The sequence below is a fragment of the Rhodoferax sp. genome (assembly GCF_028715765.1).
Taxonomy (GTDB): Bacteria; Pseudomonadota; Gammaproteobacteria; order Burkholderiales; family Burkholderiaceae_C; genus Rhodoferax.
On record NZ_JAQURE010000010.1, the window covers coordinates 25,171 to 41,688 of the forward strand.

At 56.5% G+C, this 16,518-nt stretch carries 12 protein-coding genes and 2 tRNA genes; 11 read left to right on the forward strand and 3 right to left on the reverse strand.

The features are described from left to right. The first annotated feature begins 22 nt into the window (after positions 1-22). Positions 23-1,912, forward strand: a complete 1,890-nt coding sequence (locus tag PHT20_RS05550; protein WP_301019768.1) for a nucleoside-diphosphate sugar epimerase/dehydratase — start codon at positions 23-25, stop codon at positions 1,910-1,912. A gap of 58 nt (positions 1,913-1,970) precedes the next feature. On the opposite strand, the gene PHT20_RS05555 is transcribed toward PHT20_RS05550, so the two are convergent. The 3 genes from PHT20_RS05555 to earP all read right to left on the reverse strand — a co-directional run bounded on the left by PHT20_RS05555 (position 1,971) and on the right by earP (position 4,742). Further along, positions 1,971-2,846, reverse strand: a complete 876-nt coding sequence (locus PHT20_RS05555) for a TIGR00730 family Rossman fold protein (protein ID WP_301019769.1) — start codon at positions 2,844-2,846, stop codon at positions 1,971-1,973. Positions 2,847-2,925: 79 nt separating this feature from the next. After that, positions 2,926-3,480, reverse strand: a complete 555-nt coding sequence (efp, locus tag PHT20_RS05560) for an elongation factor P (protein WP_300087007.1) — start codon at positions 3,478-3,480, stop codon at positions 2,926-2,928. A gap of 113 nt (positions 3,481-3,593) precedes the next feature. Next, positions 3,594-4,742 (reverse strand): elongation factor P maturation arginine rhamnosyltransferase EarP, encoded by a 1,149-nt coding sequence (gene earP, locus PHT20_RS05565; protein WP_301019800.1) that lies wholly within the window; start codon positions 4,740-4,742, stop codon positions 3,594-3,596. A 32-nt stretch (positions 4,743-4,774) separates the two neighbouring features. On the opposite strand from earP, the gene uvrC reads away from it, so the two are divergent. The 10 genes from uvrC to recC all read left to right on the forward strand — a co-directional run bounded on the left by uvrC (position 4,775) and on the right by recC (position 16,485). Beyond that, positions 4,775-6,853 carry an excinuclease ABC subunit UvrC gene (uvrC, locus tag PHT20_RS05570; protein ID WP_301019770.1) on the forward strand — a complete coding sequence of 693 codons (2,079 nt, stop codon included), beginning with the start codon at positions 4,775-4,777 and terminating at the stop codon, positions 6,851-6,853. A 68-nt stretch (positions 6,854-6,921) separates the two neighbouring features. Next, entirely contained in the window at positions 6,922-7,488 is a 567-nt protein-coding gene (pgsA, locus tag PHT20_RS05575) for a CDP-diacylglycerol--glycerol-3-phosphate 3-phosphatidyltransferase (protein ID WP_301019771.1), read from the forward strand. Further along, positions 7,485-8,369, forward strand: coding sequence for a DMT family transporter (locus tag PHT20_RS05580; RefSeq protein ID WP_301019772.1), 885 nt, complete (start codon positions 7,485-7,487; stop codon positions 8,367-8,369). The genes pgsA and PHT20_RS05580 overlap by 4 nt, the downstream gene beginning before the upstream one ends. Positions 8,370-8,398: 29 nt before the next feature. Then, positions 8,399-9,493 (forward strand): tartrate dehydrogenase, encoded by a 1,095-nt coding sequence (locus tag PHT20_RS05585; protein ID WP_301019773.1) that lies wholly within the window; start codon positions 8,399-8,401, stop codon positions 9,491-9,493. 258 nt (positions 9,494-9,751) lie between these two features. Next, complete coding sequence (locus tag PHT20_RS05590) at positions 9,752-10,024, forward strand: HU family DNA-binding protein (RefSeq protein ID WP_301019774.1); 273 nt, start codon at positions 9,752-9,754, stop codon at positions 10,022-10,024. Between the two features lie 17 nt (positions 10,025-10,041). Then, a tRNA-Val gene (locus PHT20_RS05595) sits at positions 10,042-10,117 on the forward strand. A 59-nt stretch (positions 10,118-10,176) separates the two neighbouring features. Continuing rightward, positions 10,177-12,090 (forward strand): SurA N-terminal domain-containing protein, encoded by a 1,914-nt coding sequence (locus tag PHT20_RS05600; protein ID WP_301019775.1) that lies wholly within the window; start codon positions 10,177-10,179, stop codon positions 12,088-12,090. A 90-nt stretch (positions 12,091-12,180) separates the two neighbouring features. Then, a tRNA-His gene (locus PHT20_RS05605) sits at positions 12,181-12,256 on the forward strand. Between the two features lie 172 nt (positions 12,257-12,428). Continuing rightward, on the forward strand, positions 12,429-12,812 hold the full coding sequence (locus tag PHT20_RS05610; RefSeq protein ID WP_301019776.1) for a hypothetical protein: 384 nt from the start codon (positions 12,429-12,431) through the stop codon (positions 12,810-12,812). Between the two features lie 40 nt (positions 12,813-12,852). Next, the gene (gene recC, locus PHT20_RS05615; RefSeq protein ID WP_301019777.1) at positions 12,853-16,485 is read left to right on the forward strand and encodes an exodeoxyribonuclease V subunit gamma; all 3,633 of its coding nucleotides are present in this window, start codon (positions 12,853-12,855) and stop codon (positions 16,483-16,485) included. The last annotated feature ends 33 nt before the right edge of the window (positions 16,486-16,518 follow it).

A 16,518-nucleotide genomic window follows, 5' to 3' on the forward strand; every position in this document is an offset into this window, starting at 1 on the left:
AACTGCAGTTCGGATATGCCAAATGAAAAATAGCCAGCTCAACCAACGTCTGCTGGGCTTGTCACGCCCGGCCAAGCGCGCCGTGGTGCTGGGTGTTGACATTGTGCTGGCCTTGTTGGCTACCTGGGCGGCTTATTCGCTGCGAGAGGAGTCTTTGCACTGGCCGCAAGGTCACCAGTGGTGGGTGTATTTGTCTGGCCCGCTCATGGCCGTTCCCATCTTTGTCCGCATGGGCTTGTACCGTGCCATTTTTCGTTACACCGGGCTGGATGCGCTGGTGACCACTGCGCTGGCGGTGGGGTTGTATGCCGTCATTCACCTGGTGTTTTTGCAGTGGCTGCTGTGGCCGGTGTTTCCGGTCACGCTGGGGGTGCTGCAACCCATTCTGTTTTTGCTGTTGATTGGCATCAGTCGCGCCACCGCACGGTTTTGGCTGGCTGGGGTGGGCTTTGGGCGCGGTTTTGAGCAGGGGCGCATGCTGATTTACGGCGCCGGCACGGTGGGGGTGCAAACCGCATCGGCCTTGGGCATTGCCGGTGGCCTGAAACCCTATGGGTTCATTGATGAAGACCCCGGCAAAATTGGCCAAACCATCAATGGTTTGCCGGTGTTTTCACCCGCCATGCTGTCTGAGGTGGTGCAGAAATATGACATCACCGATGTGCTGCTGGCCATTCCCAATGTGTCGCGAGGGCAGCGCAACCAAATCATCCACACCCTGCGTACGCTGCATGTGCACACCCGCACCTTGCCCGCGCTGTCTGACCTGGCCAGCGGCAAAGTGTCGGTGCAAGACGTGCACGAACTTGACCTTGACGACTTGCTTGGCCGCGATGCGGTGGTTTTGCAAGCAGACCTGTTGACCAGTTGCATAGAAAGCAAAACGGTGCTGGTGACCGGGGCGGGCGGCAGCATTGGCAGCGAATTGTGTCGACAAATTTTGCAGCAGCATCCGCGCCAGCTGTTGCTGCTGGAGCACAGCGAATTCGCCCTCTACACCCTGCACCGCGAGCTTGACGGCTGGTGCAAAGACACCGACGCTAAGACCCAACTGGTGCCGCTGTTGGCCACGGTGGTTGACCGGCGTCGGCTGGACTGGATTTGCACCACTTACCGGCCACACACCGTGTACCACGCTGCAGCCTACAAGCATGTGCCCATGGTGGAGTGCAACCCGTCGCAAGGCCTTATCAACAATGTGTTTGGAACGCTCAACATGGCGCAGGCGGCCGCAGCGGTGGGGGCAAGCCGCTTTGTGCTGGTGTCTACCGACAAAGCCGTGCGCCCCACCAATCTGATGGGTGCCAGCAAGCGCATGGCTGAGCTGGTGTTGCAAGCGTTGGCCTCTGAGCCGGGCAACCAAAGCACATGCTTTAGCATGGTGCGCTTTGGCAATGTGCTGGGCAGCAGTGGCAGCGTGGTGCCGCTGTTTCGGGAGCAATTGGCCAATGGTGGCCCCATCACCGTGACGCACCCGGAGGTCACCCGTTATTTCATGAGCATTCCAGAGGCTGTGCAGTTGGTCTTGCAAGCCGCAGTGATGGCACAAGGTGGTGAGGTGTTTGTGCTGGAAATGGGGCACTCGGTCAAGATTCTTGACCTGGCTTACCGGCTGGTGGAGCTCTCAGGCCTGCAAGTGCGCAACGAGCAGCAGCCCGATGGCGACATTGACATCAGTTTCATTGGCTTGCGGCCCGGCGAAAAGCTTTATGAAGAGCTGCTGATTGGCGACAACCCCATGTCTACGGCACACCCGCGCATCATGAAAGCGTTAGAGTCTTTCATGCCTTGGCCAGCGCTGCAAACCCAGCTGGGTATGCTGATGCAAGCGGCATTGGCAGAAGACGAGGCGGGCATTCGAGTGGTGTTGCACTGTTGTGTGCAAGGGTTTCATGATCAACCGGATGCCTAGCACCCCAAGCCGGCACATGCCTCCATGGGTTGCCCTTGAGACTTCATATTGCCGTTTGTCACAGCCGGTAGAAGCTTTGAATGACTGACCATGCATCTGCCGGGCTGTCGACAAAGTGAAACAGGTCCAGGTCTGTGGGTGAAATCACACCTTCTTCCACCATGGCCTCAAAGTTGATCAAGCGCCGCCAGTAGACACTGCCAAACAACACAATCGGCACGGGCTGCGCCTTTTTAGTTTGCACCAACGTGATGACTTCAAAAAGTTCATCCAGCGTACCAAAGCCACCAGGAAAAGCCACCAATGCTTTGGCGCGAATCATGAAGTGCATTTTGCGCAGTGCAAAGTAATGAAACTTAAAGCTCAAACTGGGTGTGACGTAAGGGTTGGCATGTTGCTCATGGGGCAGTGCAATGTTCAGCCCCACGGTGGGCGCGCCCATCTCTTGTGCGCCACGGTTGGCGGCTTCCATGATGCCCGGGCCGCCGCCCGTGCACACAAACAACTGGTGTTCTTCTGGCTGCGTGGCGCTGTATTTCGCCACCAATTGGCCAAACAGTCGGGCTTGTTCGTAGTGCTGAGCATTGCGCACTTGTTTTTGAGCCATCGCAATAGACTGTGGATCGCCTGATTTTTCTGCCTCAAGCAGCTGGGTTTGTGCCGACGCCGGATCCAAAAAGCGGGCGCTACCGAACACCACCACCGTGTTGTGTATGCCTTGTTCAGATTGCCCCAGGTCAGGCTTGAGCATTTCGAGTTGCATGCGCACCCCCCGGCTTTCGCGGCGCAATAGAAATTCAGGGTCGGCAAAAGCCAGGCGATGGGCGTTGGGGCGAAGCACAGTAGCATCTGCCGGAAAGTTGAGCACATCAGCCCAGGCATCGGCCAGGCGCTGTTCGGTGAGCAGGTTGGGGAGGGATTTGGTGTTTTCCATGAGGTTTGATTTTTTTGGGCACAAAAAAGGCTTCTCAAGGAAGCCTTTTAAAACGCGATGAGCACAACAGCTCTCAGGTTTAAACCCGTTTGCGGTATTCGCCAGTGCGGGTGTCGATTTCAACCTTGTCACCTTGGGCAACAAAAATTGGCACACCAATCTCGAACCCAGTGGCAATTTTGGCGGGTTTCAGCACCTTGCCAGAGGTATCGCCTTTCACGGCTGGCTCGGTCCAGGTGATTTCACGCACCACGCTGGTGGGCAGTTCAACCGAGATCGCTTTGCCGTCGTAAAACACCACTTCAAGCGGCATGCCGTCTTCAAGGTAGTTGAGCGAGTCGCCCATGTTTTCTGCTTCGACTTCGTATTGGTTGTATTCCTCATCCATGCAGATGTACATGGGGTCAGCAAAGTAAGAATAGGTGCAGTCTTTTTTGTCCAAAATGACTTGGTCAAGTTTGTCGTCAGCCTTGAACACCACTTCGGTGTTGAAGTTGGCAATCAGGCTTTTCATTTTCATGCGAACAGTGGCTGAGTTGCGGCCACCGCGGCTGTATTCGGTTTTCAGGACAACCATGGGGTCTTTGCCGTGCATGATGACGTTGCCGGCGCGGATTTCTTGAGCGATTTTCATAAGAGACAGTGCAGAGAAGTGCAAAAAATAGGCCGCGCATCAGGCGGCGAGGGTGGTTCAAGCCGTGGTCAATTCTCAGAACAACCCAGGCAGACACCACAAAACCGCAGATTTTAGTGGCTTTTTGTACAAAAACCGATCAACTGGTCTGCCAGTGTGGGCTGCGCCAGCAACTTGGCCCGGGCTTGGCGCACGCAGGTTTGCCAGTCTTCAGGGTAAAAACCGGGGCAGCCCGCAGGGAAACTTGCCACTGCATCTGATGTGCAGGCTAAACCATTCCAATGCAGATGAAATTGGCGCAGTGTGGGGGGGGCTTGTAGCCAGTCCAGCAAAGCGTTGAGCTTGGTGGCATGTGCCCCATCGTCTTGCGGGTAGATGTGCCACACCAGCGGCTTGCCGGCCCACAAGGCACGCACCAGCGAATCTTCACCACGCACAAAATTCACATCGCAAGCCCACAGCAGATGGTCAAAATCGTCTTGAGAGAGTGCGGGGAGGTATAAAAATGAGAGCTTATTGCGCTTATTCCACAAGGGTTCAAGGCTATTTTTGCTTGAAACGATGGCTTGCACCGCGGCGCTGGCTCGCCCGTGGGTGACCAGCAGACACGTGGCTGTGTCATCGCTTGCCAAGCGCTCCAGCAGGTTGGCAAGCCCGGCAGGCTCGTAGCAAAACAGGCTCAGCAAGCGCTCGCCCTGCCAGTGCAACCCCTGTTGGGCCAGCCAGGCGCGCCGGTCAAACTGCGTCTGGCGTTGCAGCAAGTCAGCCTCTCGCAGCAGTCCGCCGGTGTGCGTGGTGAAGCCTGGGTAGAAAAAATGCTTGCTCAACCCACGGCCAGGGCCAGTCATCACGGGTGAGGGCAGGCCATGGCAGCGCTCCACAAAGGGCTCGGCGCTCAGGTATTCCAGATTGACCCAGGTGCATTTTTGATTTGACCCATCTTTTAGGCCTCTAGCCTTTATTTGATAAGCGTAAGCAGCTACAAATTCAGGATTTATCTCACAACCAAATGCTTCCACCAACACATTGCCTGGGGTGATGTCTGAGAGGTTCAGGGGCGTGCTCCAGTGCGTCACCGTGACTCCCGGCGCGCCAAGTGGTGCCATCCAGGTCAGTGCCGTGGCATCGTCCAGCCACAGGCGCACGGTCTGGCCACGCTGCGCCAAGTTACAGGCCAGCCGCCAACACACGCCAACATCGCCAAAGTTGTCGATCACTTGGCAAAAAATGTCCCAGTTCAGCTGGGGGTAGGGGGATTCCATGTGCATGGCTGAATTGTCCACAATACGCCTCTATGTCTGAATCAGAAATCATTTCACCCGCACCCACAGAACCTGAAGCAGCTTCTGGATCTGTTCAGGACAAACATCCCGCACAAGTGCTCAGCGACGTGGCCAGTTTGCCCGCGCTGCCCGGCGTCTACCGCTACTTTGATGCCCTGGGCAATGTGCTTTACGTGGGCAAAGCCATCAATTTGAAACGCCGGGTGTCGAGTTATTTCACCAAAAACCATGGCGGCACGCGCATTGGCCACATGGTCAGCAAAATTGCCCGACTGGAAACCACGGTGGTGCGCTCAGAGGCCGAAGCACTGCTGCTTGAAAACAACCTGATCAAAACCCTCAACCCCAAGTACAACATCTTGTTTCGGGACGATAAAAGCTATCCGTACCTCAAGATCAGCGCCCCCGCGCCGCTGCCAGATGATATAAAAAACAGAGCTGCTCACGCTGTAATATCAAGTGCTACAGTCCAAAAAGACTTAAAAATTACAGGCGTCAAAGTGAACCCAGACTGGTTCCCGCGCGTCTCGTATTACCGAGGTGCAGTGGAGAAAAAACACCACTACTTTGGCCCCTACCCGAGTGCCTGGGCGGTGAAAGAGGCGATTTTGCTGATGCAAAAAGTGTTCAGGCTGCGCACCTGTGAAGACTCGGTGTTTGCCAACCGCACGCGCCCGTGTTTGCTGTACCAGATCAAACGTTGCTCGGGGCCTTGCGTGGGTCACATCACGGCGGCTGACTATGCGCAAGACCAGGTCGACGCCGAGCGCTTTTTGAATGGCGACACCCATGAAATCATGCGTGAACTGGAAACCCGCATGATGGCGCACGCCGACAAGCTGGAGTTTGAGCAAGCTGCCGAGTTGCGCAACCAGGTGGCTGCACTGTCCAATGTGCTGCACCAGCAGTCGGTCGACAACGTGTCTGACCGTGATGTGGATATTTTGGCGGTCAAAGTGCAAGGCGGTCGTGCCTGCGTCAACCTGGCCATGGTGCGTGGTGGGCGGCATCTGGGTGACCGGCCTTATTTTCCGGTGCATGTGGAAGATGCGGCCGATTGGCAAGACGGGGACGAGGCTGATGTGCCTGTCATTTTGCGCAGCGTTGAAATGCAGGTGTTGGATGCCTTCATTGCCCAGCATTATTTGAATGTGCCCGCGCCACCGTCGCTGGTGGTCAGCGTGCCGGTGGACAAGGGGCTGCTGCAAGCCTTGTCCGAGCAAACCGGGGTCAAGGTCAGTGCGGTACACAATCCGCGTGAGCAGCGCCGTGTCTGGCTGGAGATGGCGCAAACCAATGCCGGGCTGCAGCTGGCGCGGCTGTTGGCCGAAGAAGGCTCGCAGCAGGCGCGCACCCGTGCCTTGGTGGAGGCACTGGACATGGCGCTGGACAACCTGGAAGACCTGCGGGTGGAGTGTTTTGACATCTCGCACACGGCAGGCGAATGCACCCAAGCCTCGTGCGTGGTGTTTCACCACCACAAAATGCAAAACGCCGAGTACCGCCGGTTCAAGATCAATGACATCACCCCGGGTGACGATTACGCCGCCATGCGCCAGGTGCTGTTGCGCCGCTACGGCAAGCTGGCCGAAGCGCTGACCCTAGCCAAGCAATCTGGCGAAACACCTGCTGGCACCGGTCGCTTGCCAGACTTGGTGCTGGTTGACGGTGGCAAGGGGCAGGTAAGCATGGCGCGCGAGGTGTTTGAGCAGCTCGGGTTGGATTTGTCGTTGATCGTCGGCGTGGAAAAAGGGGAGGGGCGGCGCATTGGCCTGGAAGAACTGGTGTTTGCCGATGGCCGCGACAAGGTTTACCTGGGCAAAGATTCCGCCGCCTTGATGCTGGTGGCGCAAATTCGTGACGAGGCGCACCGCTTTGCCATCACCGGCATGCGGGCGGCGCGCGCCAAGGTGCGCATGGACGGCGGTAAGCTGGAGGAAATTCCCGGCATCGGACCCAAGCGCCGGGCGCGGCTGTTGCAGCGTTTTGGCGGCGTGCGTGGCGTGGCGTTGGCATCGACTGACGACATTGCCTCCGTTGAGGGGATTTCTCATGAGCTGGCTGAAGAAATCTACCGGGCGTTGCATTAGCCAATGCGGTTTAAAACTCATGCATCAGATTTGAATCTGCACTTGACTTGTCATGCCACAATTCAACCATGTTCTGGACCATTCCCACCCTCATGACTTGGGCTCGCATTGTGGCGATTCCATTGATTGTGGGGGTGTTTTATTTGCCCATTGATGTCGGCACCCGCAACCTGATCGCTACCGTGATGTTTGTGGTGTTTGCTGCCACTGACTGGCTTGACGGTTACCTGGCACGCAAGCTCAATCAGGTGTCGGCTTTCGGTGCTTTTTTGGACCCGGTGGCCGACAAATTTTTGGTCTGTGCGTGCGTGTTGGTGCTGGTGCATTTGGGTCGTGCCGATGTGTTTGTGGGGCTCATCATCATTGGCCGAGAGATTGCCATTTCAGCTTTGCGCGAATGGATGGCGCAAATTGGCGCCTCCAGAAGTGTGGCGGTGCACATGATCGGCAAGCTCAAAACCACCGCACAAATGGTGGCTATTCCGTTTTTGTTGTTTGACGGCATGCTGTTTGGCCAGATCAATACCCATGCGTGGGGCGTCTGGCTGATCTGGATCGCCGCCATCATGACGGTGTGGTCGATGGTTTACTACCTGCAAAAAGCCTTGCCAGAAATCAGGTCGCGGGTGAAATGACGGTAGCAGTCGAGCGGCCTTTGATTCGGGCCATGCCGGCTGTGTTTGTGCTGATCTGGGCAACTGGCTTTATTGTGGCGCGCTACGGTATGCCGCACGCGCCGCCACTGAAATTCCTGGTGCTGCGTTACACCTTTTCCATTGTTTGTTTTTTGGCCTGGATCACGCTTGCAAAAGTGAAGTGGCCCACGCAACCCCGCCAATGGCTACACCTGTCTTTGACTGGCATGTTGATGCACGCGGGTTATTTGGGTGGGGTGTGGTCGGCGGTCAAACTGGGCATGGGGTCTGGGTTGTCGTCGTTGATTGTTGGACTTCAACCGGTGTTGACTGCGCTCTGGCTGGCCTCCACAGGTTATCGCATTGTGCCGCGCCAATGGGCAGGGTTGGTGCTGGGCTTCATCGGACTGGTGCTGGTGGTGTCGCGTAAATTTGGCAGCGGCGGCGAAGCCAATGTGTTGAACCTGGCGCTGATCATGGGGGCGCTGCTGAGCATCACTGCGGGTACGTTGTATCAAAAGCGCTTTGTCACCGCCTGTGATGTGCGCAGTGCCAACACCGTGCAGTTGTTGGCGGCGCTGCTGGTGAGCTTGCCGTTTGCTTTGTCTGAAACAGAGGCCATCGACTGGCATCCAGAGCTGGTGGGTGCGTTGGCCTGGTCGGTGCTGGGGCTCACGCTGGGCGGCAGTTCATTGCTTTACCTTTTGATTCAAAAGGGTGCCGCTGCTTCAGTTACCAGCCTGATGTACCTGGTGCCGCCGGTGACAGCGCTGATGGCCTGGGTGCTGTTTGCGGAACCCATCACGGCCATCACCTTGGGTGGCACGCTACTGACTGCTGTCGGTGTAGCTTTGGTGGTGCGCCAGACTGTTCGCCCCTGATTTTTGAAAGAAAGTTTTGAAAGAAAGCCATGAGTCAAAAACGTATCGCCGTCATTGCTGGTGATGGCATTGGCAAAGAAGTCATGCCCGAAGGTTTGCGTGCGGTGCAGGCAGCCGCTGACAAATTTGACATTGACTTGCAGTTTGACCACTTCGATTTTTCAAGCTGGGACTATTTTGAAAAACACGGCCAGATGCTGCCAGACAACTGGAAAGACCTGATTGGCGGCCACGATGCCATTTACTTTGGTGCCGTGGGTTGGCCGGAAAAAATTCCAGACCATGTGTCGTTGTGGGGTTCATTGCTTCAATTTCGTCGTGAGTTTGACCAATACGTGAATCTGCGCCCGGCGCGGCTGATGCCCGGCATCATTGCCCCAGTGGTGCGGCGTGATGGCAGTCCACGTCAGCCGGGCGAAATTGACATGGTGATCGTGCGTGAAAACACCGAGGGTGAATACTCCAGCATCGGCGGGCACATGTACGCAGGCACCGAGCGCGAGATCGTGTTGCAAGAAACCGTGATGTCACGCATGGGGGTGGATCGGGTGTTGAAATATGCGTTTGAGCTGGCGCAGTCGCGCCCCAAAAAACACCTGACCAGCGCCACCAAAAGCAACGGCATTGCCATCACCATGCCGTTTTGGGATGAACGCGTGCTGGAAATGGCCAAACGTTATCCAGATGTGAAGGTGGATAAATTTCACATCGATATCTTGACGGCACATTTTGTCCAGCGGCCTGATTTCTTTGATGTGGTGGTGGGCAGCAATTTGTTTGGCGACATCCTTAGCGACTTGGGACCCGCTTGCACCGGCACCATTGCCATTGCGCCCAGCGCCAACCTGAACCCAGAGCGCAAGTTTCCATCGCTGTTTGAACCGGTGCATGGTTCAGCCCCTGACATTGCAGGCAAGGGCATTGCTAACCCCATAGGTCAAATTTGGAGTGGTGCCTTGATGCTAGATTTTCTCGGTTTCAAGGCCGCCCATGATGCGGTTTTGGCAGCGATTGAGCAGGTCTTGACCCCGCAGAGTCATGCGCCTCGTACACCTGATTTAGGTGGGAACGCATTGACGAGTGATCTTGGAAAAGCCATTGCCAGTGAAATTGAGCGGGCATAGGTCTTGTTCACAAATAGCCTTTGAATGAGAAATGTCTAAAGATGCACAGGCTTTTAAGAACAACGCTTGAGCTTTCTCGAATTTTTTTTAAGATGGTTATTGGCTTTGCAAACCAGTCTAGAATCAGCGTCCGCAAGAGGCCTCCATGTTTAAACATGAAGCACTCTCACTTGTCAGTCACCAGTCCTGCCAAGTTGTCAAAAAACAAATTGTTTGAGACATTTCAAGAATAATTTTTAACCCCATGTGAGGTTTGTAGTGAATAAAAGTGAGTTAGTTGATTACATTGCAGCCAATGCTGACATGTCCAAGGCATCTGCCGCACGTGCTCTTGAATCCACCATTGAGGCCGTTAAAACAACCCTCAAAAATGGTGGTTCGGTGTCTTTGGTTGGTTTTGGCACGTTCGCTGCTGGCAAACGTGCGGCGCGTGTGGGGCGTAATCCCCGCACTGGAACTTCGATTAAAATCAAAGCAGCTAAGGTTCCTAAGTTCCGTCCGGGTAAAGCGTTGAAAGATGCTTTGAATTAAGTTAAAGGTTTTCGGTGGGGTGATTAGCTCAGTTGGTAGAGCGGCGCCCTTACAAGGCGTAGGTCGGCGGTTCGAGCCCGTCATCACCCACCACAATCACAAAGGCGAACATTCTGTTCGCCTTTTTTGTTGCTTCACAGGAGAGTTTGCGCATGTTTGATATCTTCCGAAAACACACCAAGATCATGATGATCTTGTTGTTTTTGCTGATCATTCCATCCTTCGTGTTGTTTGGTATTGATGGCTATAACCGGATGAAAGAAGAATCAGTGGCCGTGGCTCGCGTAGCTGGCACAGATATCACCCAAACTGAATGGGATGCAGCTCACAAAATCGAGTCTGATCGCCTGCGCTCTTCCATGCCCAATGTAGACGCCAAGTTGCTAGATAGCCCTGAAGCTCGCTATGCCACGCTTGAACGCATGGTGAAAGACCGGGTGGTTTCTCAAGCTGCCAGCCAGGCCAAACTGATGACCAGTGATGCACGTTTGGCCAGATATCTCCAAGAAGACCCCACCATTGCCTCGTTGCGTTTGGCCAATGGCAAGCTGGATATGGAGCGCTATCGTCAATTGGCTGCAGGTCAAGGGCTCACACCCGAGGGTTTTGAAAACCGGGTGCGGCAAGATTTGTCCAGACAGCAAGTTGAAGTGGGTGTGCGTGGCACCAGTTTTGCCACGCCAGCCGTTGCGGATGTCACTTTGAATGCTTTTTTTGAAAAGCGTGAAATTCAGTTGCATCACTTCGCAGGTGCTGATTACACCTCGCGAGTCAAGCCGACAGATGCCGACCTTGACACCTATTACCAAGCCAACACCTCGCTGTTCAAAACGAATGAGCATGCGCAGGTTGAATACGTTGTGCTCGATATGGATGCTGTCAAAAAAGGGATTCAAATCTCTGAGGCTGATTTGAAAGCCTACTACGACCAAAACGCAGCTCGTTTAAGCGGCGCTGAAGAGCGCAGAGCCAGCCATATTTTGATCAATGCAGCCAAAGATGCGCCTGCTGCAGACAAAGAAAAAGCCAAGTTAAAAGCCCAGGAGTTGTTGAAACAGGTGCGTGAAACACCGGCAAAATTTGCCGACATTGCGCGGAAAAATTCTCAAGACCCAGGTTCTGCAGCCAAGGGGGGAGATTTGGACTTTTTTGGCCGTGGTGCCATGGTCAAACCGTTTGAAGATGCCGTGTTTGCCATGCAAAAAGGGGATATCAGTGATGTGATCGAGTCCGATTTTGGTTACCACATCATCACCTTGACCGACATCAAATCACCCAAGCAGCGTAGTTTTGAAGAATTGAAACCTGGCATTGAAGCGGATTTGAAAGCCCAGCAAGCGCAACGCAAATTTGCAGAAGTGGCTGAAATTTTCACCAATACCGTCTATGAGCAGTCTGACAGCCTCAAACCTGTGGCCGAAAAGCTCAAGCTTGAAATCAAAACGGTAGACCGTTTGACGCGTCAACCCGCGGTGGGTGTCAAGGGTGTGCTCGCCAGCAGCAAATTTATTTCGACCATTTTCTCACCCGAATCTTTAGATCAAAAACGCAATACCGAGGCCTTGGAAGTGGGTGTGAATCAGCTTGCGGCTGGGCGTGTGTTGTCTTACCAACCGGCGCGGGTGCAATCGTTGGACGAAGTACGTTCACAAGTGCGAGATCAATTCGTCGCAGCCCAAGCTGCCAAGTTGGCTCAAGCGGATGGGGCAGAAAAATTAAAGCAATGGAAGCAAGGTGCAAATCCTGCGACGCCACTCTCACCTGCCATGCTCGTTGCGCGTGATTTGCCACAAACTGTCTCGGTGCAAGTGCTCAATGCAGCATTGCGTGCAGATGCCAGCGTACTGCCTGCCTGGGTGGGTGTGGATCAGGGTGCAGGTGGCTACACCGTAGTTCGGGTCAACAAAATTGTGCCCCGCAATGAAGCCAGTCAAGCCTCGGCCAAGCAAGATCGAGAACAATACAGCCAATGGTGGAGCGCGGCTGAGGCTCAAGCCTTTTTGGCCATGCTCAAAGCCCAATTGAAAGCCGAAATATTGGTACCGGCACCGTCCGCCAAACCTTAAACAGGCTTATCAAATTTCGGTTAGAGCACGAATTTCAAAGACTAAAACTTTCGAAGTGGAACCTGTTTGATCGTATAATTTAGCTCTACGGTGGCTGTAGCTCAGTTGGTAGAGTCCAGGATTGTGATTCCTGTTGTCGTGGGTTCGAGCCCCATCAGCCACCCCAAAAATTCAGCAGAACCGCACTATCGTAAAAGTAGTGCGGTTTTTTTTATTTGTGGAGCCAAAGGCTTGTTCACAGCAAGTCTGAGTCATCTGCAAATCAACGTCAACGCTTCTGCAGCGCATGAGGTCATCGACCAAGAAAGGGATGTATGGCAATTGGTTGGCTCACTGTTTTGAAAATGGTACCTTGGGGCGATGTGATTGAAAACGCGCCCAAAGTGGCACAAGGTGCCAAAAAACTCTGGCATTCAGTGGGTAAAAAAACTGCGCCTGAAACCATGCCTGACAACGCCACTGCGGCGTCCGAGTTGGCTGATCCACGCTCACATGACGCAACCCTGGCAGCGCTCCACGCGCAGGTTGCTGCCCTTCAACAAAGCACTGCCGAGCTGCATCAGCAAATGCTTGAATCAAGCGCCTTGATTCAGTCGCTGGCCGAGCAAAACACCCAACTGATCCAGCGCATAGAACTCAACCGCAAGCGCACCGTGCTGCTGGCGGTGCTCATGGTCGTGCTGGCTGTGCTTGGATTTGCCACCGCTTTCAAATATTTTTGATAGCTATCTACGCATATAGATAAAGGGCTAGAGGTCGATTTTGCTTAAAAATATCGAGCCTAGCTACGAATCAGCCTCCACGTTGCCCAGCGGCTTCATGGTGCTGCACGGCAACCGCCTGGAAGACCTGCGCGACCTGCTGGTGCACATGCTCAAAGCGCAGCCCCTGGCCGTGCTTGAACCTGAAGTGATTTTGCTGCAAAGCAACGGCATGAAGCATTGGCTGGAAAGGGCGCTTTGTGCAGAAGAGGCCTTGGGCATTTGCGCCGCCACCCGCATGGCGCTGCCCAGCGCATTTCTGTGGCAGGTCTACCGAGCCGTATTGGGCGCCGCTGATGTGCCCGCCGCCATGCCGTTTGACAAGTCCAGCCTGGTCTGGCGGTTGGTGCGCCTGCTGCCTGTGCTGTGTGAGCAAAACCCGGTGTACGCGCCGCTCAAGCGCTATTTGGGCGAGCCGCTGCAGCCGCGCAAGCTGTACCAACTGGCTTTGCAACTGGCCGACGTGCTTGACGGCTACCAAAGCTACCGCGCCGATTGGCTGGCCGACTGGGCGGCAGGCCGCAACCTGCTCGCTGGGTCTGATCAAAGAGAGATTCCGACCAAGCAAACCTGGCAAGCCCAGTTGTGGCGCGATCTGCGTGCCGACGTGGGCAGCGCGTTGCAAGACAGTTCTCGTGCCGTGGTGCACGAGCGTTTTTTGATGGCCATGACCGCGGTGGCGCAGCGCCATGCGGCCACCGGCCAGCTTCCGCGGGGTTTGCCTGCGCGGCTGGTGGTGTTTGGCGTGTCGTCCTTGCCCATGCAGTTGGTGCAAGCGCTGGCTGCCTTGGGGCAGGTGTGCCAGGTGCTGATGCTGGTGCAAAACCCCTGTCAGTATTTTTGGGGCGATCTGGTGGAAGGCCACGCCGCCCTGCGCGCCCAGGTGCGCCGCCGCCAAAGTGCCAAGCCCCAAAGCCACCAAGCCCAAGCGGCAGGGGAGGCCGCTGCCAACTCAGCAAGCAAGGTTTGGCAAGCTGCGACACATGCTGCACCCGCAGGCCACCCGCTGTTGGCATCTTGGGGCAAACAAGGGCGCGACTATTTGCACTTGCTCGACGGCTTTGACGCCCCAGAGCAATACCGCCGCCACTGGTCAAAAGTCGATGTGTTTGTGGACCCCGCCAGCACAGACCCGGCGCAACCCGCCAGCCAGCTGGCGCTGCTGCAGTCCAACATCTTGCACCTGAACCCCGAGCCAGAAGCACCGCAAACCATGGCCTGGGATGAATCGATTGAATTTGTCAGCGCCCACAGCGCCCAGCGCGAGCTTGAGGTGCTGCACGACCGCTTGCTGGGCTGGTTCGATGCCGACCCCGAGCTGACCCCCAGCGCTGTGATGGTGATGGTGCCCGACATGGCCGCCTTTGCCCCCCACATTGATGCCGTGTTTGGCCAGTTTGAGCCAGGCCAAGCGGGCTACATCCCTTACGCAGTGGCAGACGCCAGCGCCCGCAGCACACCGCTGGTGCAAGCACTTGAGCAACTGCTGAACCTGCCGCAAACCCGCCTCACGCTGCAAGATTGGTCTGGTTTGTTTGAGGTGGCGGCGGTGCGCAAACGCTTTGACTTGTCGGAACCTGACGCGTTGGTGCTGCAAGACTGGCTGTCGCTTGCCGGGGTGCGGTGGGGCTTGGATGGCGCGCATCGGCACAGCTGGGGCTTGCCAGCTCAGACACCGGGGCTGGCGCAAAACACCTGGCTGTTTGGCTTGCGCCGCTTGCTGCTGGGCTACGCCCTGGGCGCTGGCCAAGACGTTCACCCGGACGGGGCAGGGCAGCCAGCCAACGACTGCACCAGCGCGCTGTGGCAAGCCACCCTGGCGCAGCCGGCCTTGAGCGGCCTGAGTGCCGCGGTGATGACCTCGCTGCTGGCTTGGTTGCAAGCCACCACCGACACCCTTCAAGACCTCAGCCTTGACCACACCCCGCTGGAGTGGGGTCGCATCTTGACGCAGCTGGTGACGCGCTTTTTTGCGCCGGCTGACGATGCCGACGAGCGTGCCTTGGCGCGCCTGGTCGCGCCGCTGCAAAGCTGGCTGGATGCCTGCGAAGCTGCCAGCCTGGTCACCCCACTGCCGCTGGAGGTGGTGCGCGAGCACTGGCTTGGCAACATCGACAGCGACAGCTTGCAACAGCGGTTTTTTGGCGGCGGCGTGCAGTTTGGCACTTTGATGCCGATGCGCTCCATCCCTTTTGAGGTGATTGCCCTGCTGGGCATGAACGACGGCGCTTACCCCCGCGTACAAGCCGCGCGCGACTTTGACCTGATGGCCAGCAGTTGGCGCGCCGGCGACCGCTCGCGCCGTGAAGATGACCGCTACCTGTTTCTGGAAGCCCTCTTGTCAGCGCGCCAAAAGCTTTATGTCAGCTGGCAAGGCCGCAGCGCCACAGACAACTCGCCTCGACCGCCTTCGGTGCTGGTGGCGCAGTTGCTCGACCACGTGAATGCCCTGTGGCAACCTGCGCACACGCCGCAAGCACAGCCCCTGCAGCCGTTTTCGCGGGTTTATTTTGAGGCTGGGTCTGGGTTTCAAACTTATGCATCAAATTGGGCTCTAGCCCATATGAATCAAGCGCAAGTAGCTACTGAAAATAAAGCGTTGGAGGCGGGAGAATGCCCCCACCATTTAACGCTGGAAGACCTGCAGCGCCTGCTGCGTGCTCCGGTGGAAGTGTTTTTCCGGAACCGACTGCAAACCACGCTCGATCAACTCACCGACCTGGCCGAACCCGACGAGCCTTTTGCCCTGAACGCCTTGCAACAATACCAGCTGGGCACCGAGCTGCTGCGCCAGGCCGACGCTGCCCAAGCCCTGGGGCAGCTGCAAGGCTCAGGTCAGCTGCCGCTGGCGGGCTTTGGCGAGCGCAGTGCTCGTGCCTTGCAAGACGTGGCCGAGCAGGTGCGCGCGCGCCGCACACCATGGCTAATGCTTTATCCACAGCCGTTGCCAGCGCAGTTGATCGACTTGACTTTTAACGATGACTTTGGTCTGAGCGGTGTGCTGGACGGCTTGCTGCATCAGCCAGGCACCAGCGCCCAGCACAACGCGCTAAGTGTCGTTGAGCCCAGCACCGCTGTGCCCATGGCTTGCCTGCAACTGTGCGAACGCCCTGGTGCCTTATGGCAAGGCAAGCCCGGTGCTGAGCAAGTGCGCGGCCATGTGCTCACGACCCTTTGGGTGCGCCACCTGGCTGGTTGTGCCAGCGGCTTGCAGCTGACCAGCGTGCTGGTGGGGGTAGATGGCGACGTGCTGCTGCGCCCCATGCCGGCACCCCAAGCTCAAGCGCTGCTCAAGCGCCTGGTGCAGGCCTACGCCCAGGCTTGGGCGGAACCGCTGCCGGTGGCGGTGAAAACTGCGTGGGCTTTTTTGCAATGTCTAGCCGCCAACGCCCAGTTACCGCCTGACAAGTCCCCCAAAGACCCGCACGAGGCCGCCCGTACCACCTTTGAGACCCAGCCTGGCGGCCGTTTCCCAGGAGAATGGGCGCAGTCCGCCTATTTGCAGCGCGCCTTTGAGGGCTATGCCGACTTGGCAGACGGCTTGCCACACTGGGCGCCGCTGCTCTATGGCGATTTGTCGGCCTGGGTGGGCAATGAGCCAGCGGCGTGCAGGCATGATCTGCTTTCAACCTAGCCGCTGATACCTGCACACGTCACCCCACCGGAG